This window comes from Oerskovia sp. NPDC060287, assembly GCF_042726775.1.
Lineage (GTDB): Bacteria > Actinomycetota > Actinomycetes > Actinomycetales > Cellulomonadaceae > Oerskovia > Oerskovia merdavium.
Genome location: NZ_JBHXBO010000156.1, coordinates 1 through 9,839, shown reverse-complemented (window position 1 = coordinate 9,839; position 9,839 = coordinate 1). Strand labels below are relative to the sequence as shown.

Genomic DNA, 9,839 nt, shown 5'->3' with positions numbered 1-9,839 from the left:
CGACCGACAGCGACGTCCGGTTCTCGCGGCGCGGGCGGGCCGGGGCGTTGCCCGCGGCCTTGAGGTCCGCGCGCAGCTCCTTGGGGAGCGAGAACATGAGGTCCTCGGTCGCGGTGCGCACCTCCTGCACCTCGCCGTAGCCACGCTCGGCCAGGTACGCGAGCACGTCGTTGACGAGGATCTCCGGGACCGAGGCCCCCGAGGTCACGCCGACCGTCGTGACGCCCTCGAGCCACGCCTCGTCCATCTCCTGCGCGCGGTCGATGCGGTACGAGGCGTCCGCGCCGGCGTTCAGGGCGACCTCGACGAGACGCACCGAGTTCGACGAGTTGGCCGAACCGACCACGATCACGAGCTCGCACTCGGGGGCGAGCTTCTTGACGGCGACCTGACGGTTCTGCGTCGCGTAGCAGATGTCGTCCGACGGCGGGTTCTGGAGCGTCGGGAACCGCTCACGGAGGCGGTCGACGGTCTCCATGGTCTCGTCGACGGACAGCGTCGTCTGCGAGATCCACACGACCTTGTCCGGGTCGCGGACCGTCACGTTCGCGGCGTCGTCGGGCGAGTTGACGATCTGGACGTGGTCCGGAGCCTCACCAGCCGTGCCCTCGACCTCCTCGTGACCCTCGTGCCCGATCAGCAGGATGTCGTAGTCGTCCGCCGCGAAGCGCACAGCCTCCTTGTGCACCTTGGTGACCAGGGGGCACGTCGCGTCGATCGTCTGGAGGTTGCGCTGCGCAGCGGCCTCGTGGACCGCGGGCGAGACGCCGTGGGCCGAGAACACGACGCGCGCGCCCTCGGGCACCTCGTCGGTCTCGTCGACGAACACCGCGCCCTTGTCGCTCAAGGACTCGACGACGTACTTGTTGTGGACGATCTCCTTGCGGACGTACACGGGGGCGCCGTAGTGCTCGAGCGCCTTCTCGACCGCGATCACGGCGCGGTCGACCCCCGCGCAGTAGCCGCGGGGGGCGGCGAGGAGGACACGCTTACCAGTCGGGGAAGTCACCCCACGAGTCTAGGCGACGGGCCTCCGGGGCCGGGCCGGGCCGACGGCCCCGGGTACGGTCCGGGCCAGGTCCTGGCAGCAACTCCACAGGATCCCCACGGGTCGGCGCGCACACAGCCCTCCTGTCAGACCCATGAGGCAGTCTTGACCCGTGACCGACCGCCCCGCCAGCCCCGCCCCGCCGCCCGCGCTCCCCGCCCGGGCTCTCGACACGACCGCCGAGAACCCGTGGCCCGTCCGGCTGCTGTCGAGCAAGATCACGGCGTACATCGACAAGATGGCCCCCGTCTGGGTGGAGGGCCAGGTCGTCCAGCTCAACCGTCGACCCGGCGCCTCGATGGCCTTCCTGACGCTGCGCGACACCGACGCGGACATGTCGCTCCCGGTCGCCGCCCTCGCCAAGGTCTTCGAGGCCGCGAGCACGCCGCTCACCGAGGGTGCGCACGTCGTCGTCCACGCCAAGCCGGTCTTCTGGCCCAAGCGCGGGTCGTTCCAGCTCCAGGCGAGCGAGGTGCGCACGGTCGGGATCGGCGAGCTGCTGGCCCGCATCGAGCACCTCAAGCGGGTCCTGGCCGCCGAGGGTCTGTTCGACGCGGACCGCAAGGTCCCGCTCCCCTTCCTCCCGGCGGTCGTCGGTCTGGTGTGCGGCCGCGAGTCCAAGGCCGAGCACGACGTCGTGGTCAACGCCCGCGCCCGCTGGCCCCAGGTGCGCTTCGAGATCCGCGAGGTCGCGGTCCAGGGCACGGGGGCCGTCGCGCAGGTGAGCGCCGCGATCGCCGAGCTCGACGCGCGCCCCGACGTCGACGTGATCGTGGTCGCGCGCGGCGGCGGCGCGGTCGAGGACCTCCTGCCGTTCAGCAACGAGGCCCTGGTCCGGGCTGCGGCGGCCTGCCGCACCCCGCTCGTGAGCGCGATCGGCCACGAGACCGACACGCCGCTCCTGGACCTCGTCGCCGACTACCGCGCCTCGACCCCCACGGACGCCGCCAAGCGGATCGTGCCGGACGTGGGCGAGGAGCGCGCGCGCGTCCTGCAGGCCCGGTCCCGGATCCGCGCCGCGATCACGCACCAGCTCCAGCGCGAGCAGTCCCGTCTGGACAGCGCACGCTCACGTCCGGTGCTCGCAGCCCCCGAGACCATGATCTCGACGCGCGAGCAGCAGGTCCTCACCGCGAGGGACCGGGCCCGGCGCTCGCTCGACGCGGTCCTGCTGCGCGCGCACGGCGAGGTCGACCGGCTCGCGGCCCAGGTGCGCGCCCTGTCCCCCGCTTCGACGCTCGAGCGGGGCTACGCGGTCGTGCACGGCCCGGACGGCGCGATCGTCCGGTCGCCCGACGACGTGAGCCCGGGCGACGCGCTGCACGTCCGCCTCGCCCAGGGCGCGCTCGACGCCACCGTGCGCTGAGCCCGTCCGGCCACCAGCACAGCAACACAGCACCGCAGCACCCCAGCAACAGACCAGCCCCAGGAAGGCCCACCACCATGAGCACCACCCCGAGCAACCTCGACGTCGCCGACCTCACCTACGAGCAGGCCCGCGACGAGCTGGTCCAGGTCGTGTCCCGCCTCGAGACCGGCGGCGAGCCGCTCGAGGCCTCGCTCGCCCTGTGGGAGCGTGGCGAGGCCCTCGCGGCCCGCTGCCAGCAGTGGCTCGACGGCGCGCGCGAGCGCCTCGCGTCGGCACGTGCCGCGGACGCCCCCGCCGCGGCGGGAGGCTCCTCCGAGGCGACCGAGGACGACTGACCGGTACGCGTCAGGCGCTGGCCTTCTGGGACTGGGCGTCGGCCTGCGCCTGGGCGCGCTCGAGCGAGGCGCGCCGGTCCTCCTCGTTCTCCCGGTCGAGCCGGTCCACCTCGTCCTGGTCGTGCGTGAGGTTCTCCCCCGTCTCGGGGTCGAAGATCATCATCTTGTCGGGGTCGAACCAGAGCTCGGTCGTGTCACCGTCGCGCACGCGCGAGGCCGAGTTGAGCGCGACGACGAACTGGGTCCGCAGGCCCTCGCCGTCGAGCTCGCGGTCCAGCTCCTCGAGCTTCTCGGCGACCGACGCGTGCATCTCGAACGGGACGTACGCGTAGAGCTCGGCCCCGAGCCACTCGGTCACGTCGATCTGGGCGTCGAACGTGCGACCTCGGTCCTTCTTCGTCGGGTCGACGAGCCGGGCGTCCTCGAAGTGCTCGGGGCGCAGCCCCACGATGACCAGCTCGCGCTCCCCGACCGCGCTCACGATCCGCTCGGGCAGCTCGAACGTCCCGAACGGCAGCTCCATGCTGCTCCCGGAGACCTGCCCGGGCAGGAAGTTCATGGGCGGCGACCCGATGAACCCCGCGACGAACAGGTTGACGGGCTGCTCGTACAGGGCGCGCGGGCTCGCGAGCTGCTGCAGCTCGCCCTTGCGCAGCACCGCGACACGGTCCCCGAGCGTCATGGCCTCGGTCTGGTCGTGGGTCACGTACACGGTCGTGGTCGCGAGGCGCCGCTGGAGCCGGGCGATCTCGGTACGCATCTGCCCGCGCAGCTTGGCGTCCAGGTTGGACAACGGCTCGTCGAACAGGAAGGCCTTGGCGTCTCGCACGATCGCCCGGCCCATCGCGACGCGCTGTCGCTGACCACCCGAGAGGTTGGCGGGCTTGCGGTCGAGGTGCTCGCGCAGCTCGAGGAGGTCGGCCGCGTACTCGACCTTCTCGCGGATCTCCGCGTCGCTGAACTTCCCCCTGGTCAGACGCAAGGGGAACGCGATGTTCTCCCCGACGGTCAGGTGCGGGTACAGGGCGTAGTTCTGGAAGACCATCGCGAGGTCGCGGTCGCGCGGCGCCTTCTCGTTGACACGCTGCCCGTCGATCATCAGGTCTCCCGAGGTGATGTCCTCGAGGCCGACGATCATGCGCAGCAGCGTCGACTTCCCGCAGCCCGACGGGCCGACGAGGATCACGAACTCACCGTCGGCGATGTCGATGCTCACCCCGTTCACGGCGGGGAACCCGTCGCCGTACTTCTTGACGATGTCCTTGAGGGTGATCGACGCCATCAGCTCTCTCCTCGGTCGGGGGTCGGGCAGCGAAGGGTTCGGGCGCGTGCTGGTGGGAGGTGCCCGACGGCGTCGCGCACCTCCGAGCGGGTTCTCCCGGGCGCGCGGCGCGCCGTGCGCAGGGGGCGTCGAGCGCTCGGGGCGGGCGGCGCCGTCGGGCCGGTGGCTCTGCTCATCCCTTGACCGCCCCCTGCGTCAGGCCCGAGACGATCTGGCGCTGGAACAGCACCACGAGGATCACCACGGGGATCGTCACGACCACGGCAGCGGCCGAGATCGCCCCCGTCGGCTCCTCGAAGTACGACGCGCCCGTGAAGAACGCGAGCGCCGCGGGCACGGGCCGGGCCGCGCTCGTCGACGTCAACGAGATGCCGTAGATGAAGTCGTTCCACGCGATGAAGAACGCGATGAGCGCCGTCGTGAACACGCCGGGCGCCGCGAGCGGCACGATGACCTTGCGGAACGCCTGCCACGGCGTGGCGCCGTCGACCTGTGCGGCCTGCTCGAGCTCCCACGGGATCTGCCGGAAGAAGGCCGCGAGGGTCCAGATCGAGATCGGCAGCGTGAGCGAGAGGTACGGGATGATGAGCCCGAGCCACGTGTCGTAGAGCCCGATGTTGCGCCACAGGTTGAACAGCGGCGTGACGATCGAGACCACGGGGAAGATCGACACCCCGAGCGCGGTCGTCAGGATCAGCCGCTTGCCCGGGAAGTCGAGGCGCGCGATCGCGTAGGCCGCGAGCGTCGCGAGGACCACGGCGATCGCCGTCGCGATGAGCGAGATGCCCACCGAGTTGCGCAGCGCGGACAGGAAGAGCTCCTGCGCGGACCCGCCCGAGGACAGGATCTGCTCGTAGTTGTCGGTGCTCCACTGCGGGGGCAGGAACGTGCCCGAGTTGATGTCGCTCGGGCCCTTGAAGCTCGTCATGAGGATCGAGACGACCGGGAACAGCGCCCCCACGAGGACGACGACCGTGATGACGGCCCACCACACGCGGGCCCGGGTGCTCAGGACGCTGCCCATCATCGCTCCCCTCTCGCGCCGGCCAGATCGACCTTGAAGAGCTTGATCGCCACGAAGCAGATCCCGATCACGCAGAGGAACAGCAGGACCGAGATCGCCGAGCCCATGCCGATCTGGAGCTGGCCGATCGAGGTCCGGTAGGCCAGCAGCGACAGGACCTCGGTGTTGTTCGCGCCGTTGGTCATGATGAAGACGTTGTCGAAGATGCGGAACGCGTCGAGCGCTCGGAACAGCACCGCGACCATGATCGCGGCCTTCATGTTGGGCACGATCACGCGCGAGAAGCGCTGCCACGCCGTCGCGCCGTCGACCTTCGCGGCCTCCTCGAGGTCGCCCGGCACCTGGGCCAGGCCCGCGAGCAGCAGGAGCGAGATGAACGGCGTGGTCTTCCAGACCTCGGACGCGATGATGACGAACAGGCTCGTGCCCTGGTGGGCGAACCAGTTGAGGTCGGGGCCGACCCCCGGCACCCAGTCGAACCAGCTGTTGACGTACCCCGAGGTGATGTCGAACGCGTAGAACCACGCGAACGCCGAGACCACGGTGATGATCCCGTAGGGCACGAGGATCGCGGTGCGCAGCAGCCCTCGCAGACGCTTGATCGCCCGGTGCATGACGAGCGCGAGCGCGAACCCCAGGACGAGCTCGACCACGACGGACACGACCATGATGAAGAACGTCACCGCGAAGTCGCGCCACCACACGGGGTCGCTGAGGATCACCAGGTAGTTGCCGAGCCCGACGAACGAGCGGTCGTCGGGTGCCGTGAGCTTGTAGTTGAACAGTGAGTCGTAGACCGCCTGGAGGATCGGGTACAGCGTCACGGCCAGCATCACGACGAACGCGGGTCCGGCGAGGTACCAGCCGAGCCGGGCCTCGGCGCGGGCACGGTCGCTGCGTGCGGCCCTGCCCTTCCTGCCGTGCGCGGGGTCCGGGGCGGCGGGCTCGGGCTGGGCGCGGCGGGCGCCTCGGGTCTCGGTGCTCACAGCAGTCGCTCCCCTCGCAGGACGGCGGTGATGAAGTCGGTGGACTTCACGGGGGTCCCGTCCTCGGTCACGCTCGAGGGCGGGTACCAGGTCTGCTGGAGGCCCGTCGAGACCTCGTTGTAGAACGGGGTCTGCGGCCGGGGTGCGGCCTGCTCGAGCGACTGGCGGATCACGTCGTACATCGGGTACGCGGCCTGCACCGCCGGGTCGTCGTACGCCGTGGTGTTGGACGCCGGGTTCCCGTCGGACACGAAGTACGCGGCCTGGTTCTCGGCCCCGACGATGCACTGCGCGGCCTCGTACGCCAGGTCGGTGTGGTCGCTGAACGCCCCGACGCCGATGCTGATGCCGCCGTAGGGCGGGCGGGTGTCCTCGCCCGCCACGGTCTGGGGATAGAGGGTCCAGCCGATGTCGTCGAGCAGCGACTGGTCGAGCGAGCCCGCCTCGACCCCGCCTTGCGTCGACGACCAGACGAACGGCCAGTTGACCATGAACGAGCCCTTGTCCCCCTGGAAGAGCGTGAGGGAGGCGGACTCGTCGGCGCTCGGCAGGCCCGGACCCCCGACGCCCGACGTCCCGATCTCGCCGATGATCCGGGCCGCGTCACGGCCCGCGTCGGTCTCGAGCCCGAGCTTGAGCTCGTCCGCGGGGGCCTCGGGGTTCTCGAGGATCTGGCCGCCCGCGGAGGCGATCAGGGCGTTGATCCACACCGTGAGCGACTCGGCCTTGGCGCCCTGGACCGCGAGGTACTTGTCCTGGGACTGCGCGGCGTCGATGAGCTGGTCCCAGGTCACGGGCTGGGTGAGGTCGAGTCCTGCGGCCTCGGCGACCGACTTGCGGTACCAGAGGAGCTGGGTGTTGGCCCAGAAGGGGATCGCGACGAGCTCTCCCTTCCACGTCGAGCCGTCGATCGCGCCCTGCACGACGTCCTTGGTCGCCGCGGCCGCGACGTCGTCCGGGACGGGGGCGAGGAAGCCCGCCTCGGCGAGCTCGGGGATGAATGGCGGGTCGAGGCTCATGAGGTCGATCGACGAGTCCTTGGCCGCGAGACGCCTCGCGAGCTGCTCGCGCTGGGCGGCGGCGTCTCGCGGCAGGAGGGACGTCTCGATCGTGTAGGCGCCCCCTGCGGCGTCCGTGCACGAGGCCGCGATCGAGGCCTGTCCCCCGTTGTCCGGGTTGATGTACCAGGTGAGCACGGGAGGGCCGGAGCCCTCTCCGGTGCTGCACGCGGCGAGCGGCACGATCGTCGCGACGGCGAGCGCCGCGGCGAGTGCTCGGGTGCGTCGGTGCACGGTCTCCCCTTCGTCCAACGGGCACTGCCTCGTGCCCGTTCTCGGTTGGTTCCCTCCCCCTAGGGCTACACCGTCGCGGGACGTCTCGCCACAGGGGGGACATTCCGGTGGGCTGTCGAGCGGTCCGTGCGACGGCCCGACGGCGCCGCTCGCCCCGCCCGGTCGGGTCGCCGCGTCCACGGCGGGGGCCGGATCGTGAACACCGCCGACGGGACGCGCTCCCGTGAGCGAACATGGAGGTTGTGACCACGACTGAGACGACCGAGCAGACCCCACCCGTGCTGACCCCCGCCCAGGCCTGGGCCATGCTCCGCGACGGCAACGGGCGATTCGTCCGCGACGAGATGGAGCACCCCTCCCAGGGCGCCGCGCGCCGGGCCGAGCTCAGCGTCGCGCAGCACCCGCACACCGTGATCTTCGGGTGCGCGGACTCCCGTGTCGCCGCCGAGATCATCTTCGACCAGGGCCTGGGCGACGTGTTCGTCGTGCGGACGGCGGGTCACGTCCTGGACACCACCGTGATCGGCTCGATCGAGTACGGGGTCAACATCCTGGGCACCCCGCTCGTGGTCGTGCTCGGCCACGACAGCTGCGGTGCGATCGCCGCGGCGGCGCACACCCTCTCGACCGGTGAGCAGGCCGACGGGTTCGTCCGTGCGGTCGTGGACCGGGTCATCCCCTCGATCGTCAACATCACGAGCAGCACGGGCAGCCTCGCGACCCTCGACCCGGACACGCTGCGCCGCGAGCACGTGCGCCACACGGTCGACATGCTCCACGGCTACTCGGCGGCCCTGGCGGACGCCGTGGCCGAGGGCCGGCTCGCGATCGTCGGCGTCGAGTACACGCTCGCGGACGGCCGCGCCCGGCTCGTCGAGGTCGTCGGCGACGTCGGCGAGACCCCGGACGTCTGACCGGCGCCCTCCCGTGCCGGAACCGGTCCGCGCGGGTGGCGTGCAGCACGCACCCGCCCCGCGGCCGGGTTCGAGATCACCCGTGCTCGTGCGGCACCATTAGCCCCATGACTTCTGCCGACGCTTCCGACTACCGCATCGAGCACGACACCATGGGTGAGGTCCGCGTCCCCGCGGCCGCCCTCTACCGCGCGCAGACGCAGCGCGCCGTGGAGAACTTCCCGCTGTCGGGCACTCCTCTCGAGCGCAGCCACATCGAGGCCCTCGCTCGTGTCAAGAAGGCCGCCGCGCGCGCCAACGCCGAGCTGGGGGTGCTCGACGAGGACGTCGCGGCCGCCATCGTGGCCGCGGCCGACGAGGTCGCCTCGGGCGCGCACGACGCCCACTTCCCGATCGACATCTTCCAGACGGGCTCCGGCACGTCGTCGAACATGAACACCAACGAGGTCCTCGCGACGCTCGCCACGCGCTCGCTGGGCCGCGAGGTCCACCCGAACGATCACGTCAACGCGTCGCAGTCGTCCAACGACGTCTTCCCGACGTCGGTGCACCTGGCCGCGACCGCGGGCGTCGTGCACGACCTGATCCCCGCGCTGACGCACCTCGCGGAGGCCCTCGAGGCCAAGGCGGCCGAGTTCGCGACGGTCGTGAAGTCGGGCCGCACGCACCTCATGGACGCGACCCCGGTCACGCTCGGCCAGGAGTTCGGCGGGTACGCCGCGGCCATGCGCTACGGGATCGAGCGCCTCGAGTCGGCGCTCCCCCGCGCGGCCGAGGTCCCCCTGGGCGGCACGGCCGTCGGCACGGGCATCAACACGCCGGCCGGCTTCCCGCAGCGCGTCATCGCCCTGCTGGTCGAGGACACGGGCCTGCCCCTGACCGAGGCGCGCGACCACTTCGAGGCGCAGAGCTCGCGCGACGGGCTCGTCGAGCTCTCGGGCGCGCTGCGCACCATCGCGGTCTCGATCACCAAGATCTGCAACGACCTGCGCTGGATGGGCTCGGGCCCCAACACGGGCCTGGGCGAGATCTTCATCCCGGACCTGCAGCCCGGCTCGTCGATCATGCCGGGCAAGGTCAACCCCGTGGTCCCCGAGGCCGTCCTCATGATCGCCGCGCGCGTGATCGGCAACGACGCGACCGTGGCGTGGGCCGGCGCCTCGGGGAGCTTCGAGCTCAACGTGCAGATCCCGGTCATCGCGCTGGGCGTCCTGGAGTCGATCCGTCTGCTGTCGAACGCGTCGGTCGTCCTCGCGGACAAGACCGTCACGGGCATCACGGCCAACGTCGAGCGCGCGCGTGCGCTCGCGGAGTCCTCGCCGTCGATCGTCACGCCGCTCAACCGCGTGATCGGCTACGAGGCGGCGGCCAAGGTCGCCAAGCACTCGGTCAAGCAGGGCCTCACGGTCCGCGAGGCCGTGATCGACCTGGGCTTCGTCGAGCGCGGCGAGGTCACCGAGGAGCAGCTCGACACCGCGCTCGACGTCCTGTCGATGACGCGCCCGCCGCAGGCGTGACCTCCCGCTGAGCCCGTTCCGCGAGGGCGGGACTCGGCAAGGAACGACGGACGGCGTGGGCCGGGTGCAGTC

General features: G+C 71.3%; 9 protein-coding genes. 4 read left to right on the top strand and 5 right to left on the bottom strand.

Going from position 1 to position 9,839, the window contains the following annotated elements; genetic code table 11:
• A partial coding sequence (locus tag ACFWFR_RS13655; RefSeq protein ID WP_377623314.1) for a 4-hydroxy-3-methylbut-2-enyl diphosphate reductase occupies positions 1–1,009 on the bottom strand: 1,009 nt, incomplete at its 3' end.
• Positions 1,010–1,160: 151 nt separating this feature from the next.
• Here ACFWFR_RS13655 and xseA point away from each other — a divergent pair.
• On the top strand, positions 1,161–2,414 hold the full coding sequence (gene xseA, locus ACFWFR_RS13650; protein WP_377623313.1) for an exodeoxyribonuclease VII large subunit: 1,254 nt from the start codon (positions 1,161–1,163) through the stop codon (positions 2,412–2,414).
• 77 nt (positions 2,415–2,491) lie between these two features.
• Entirely contained in the window at positions 2,492–2,752 is a 261-nt protein-coding gene (locus tag ACFWFR_RS13645) for an exodeoxyribonuclease VII small subunit (RefSeq protein WP_377623312.1), read from the top strand.
• A gap of 10 nt (positions 2,753–2,762) precedes the next feature.
• On the opposite strand, the gene ACFWFR_RS13640 is transcribed toward ACFWFR_RS13645, so the two are convergent.
• The 4 genes from ACFWFR_RS13640 to ACFWFR_RS13625 all read right to left on the bottom strand — a co-directional run bounded on the left by ACFWFR_RS13640 (position 2,763) and on the right by ACFWFR_RS13625 (position 7,336).
• The gene (locus tag ACFWFR_RS13640) at positions 2,763–4,034 is read right to left on the bottom strand and encodes an ABC transporter ATP-binding protein (protein WP_191803381.1); all 1,272 of its coding nucleotides are present in this window, start codon (positions 4,032–4,034) and stop codon (positions 2,763–2,765) included.
• A 172-nt stretch (positions 4,035–4,206) separates the two neighbouring features.
• Positions 4,207–5,061, bottom strand: a complete 855-nt coding sequence (locus tag ACFWFR_RS13635; RefSeq protein ID WP_191803383.1) for a carbohydrate ABC transporter permease — start codon at positions 5,059–5,061, stop codon at positions 4,207–4,209.
• The gene (locus ACFWFR_RS13630; protein WP_318244506.1) at positions 5,058–6,044 is read right to left on the bottom strand and encodes a sugar ABC transporter permease; all 987 of its coding nucleotides are present in this window, start codon (positions 6,042–6,044) and stop codon (positions 5,058–5,060) included. The genes ACFWFR_RS13635 and ACFWFR_RS13630 overlap by 4 nt, the downstream gene beginning before the upstream one ends.
• Complete coding sequence (locus ACFWFR_RS13625) at positions 6,041–7,336, bottom strand: extracellular solute-binding protein (RefSeq protein ID WP_377623311.1); 1,296 nt, start codon at positions 7,334–7,336, stop codon at positions 6,041–6,043. Before ACFWFR_RS13625 ends, ACFWFR_RS13630 begins: the two co-directional genes overlap by 4 nt.
• A gap of 233 nt (positions 7,337–7,569) precedes the next feature.
• On the opposite strand from ACFWFR_RS13625, the gene ACFWFR_RS13620 reads away from it, so the two are divergent.
• Together ACFWFR_RS13620 and ACFWFR_RS13615 are read left to right on the top strand one after the other, a co-directional pair.
• Positions 7,570–8,250 (top strand): carbonic anhydrase, encoded by a 681-nt coding sequence (locus tag ACFWFR_RS13620; protein WP_377623310.1) that lies wholly within the window; start codon positions 7,570–7,572, stop codon positions 8,248–8,250.
• Between the two features lie 107 nt (positions 8,251–8,357).
• A complete protein-coding gene (locus ACFWFR_RS13615; RefSeq protein WP_377623309.1) occupies positions 8,358–9,767 on the top strand; it encodes a class II fumarate hydratase in 1,410 nt (469 codons plus the stop codon).
• Positions 9,768–9,839 lie beyond the last annotated feature (72 nt).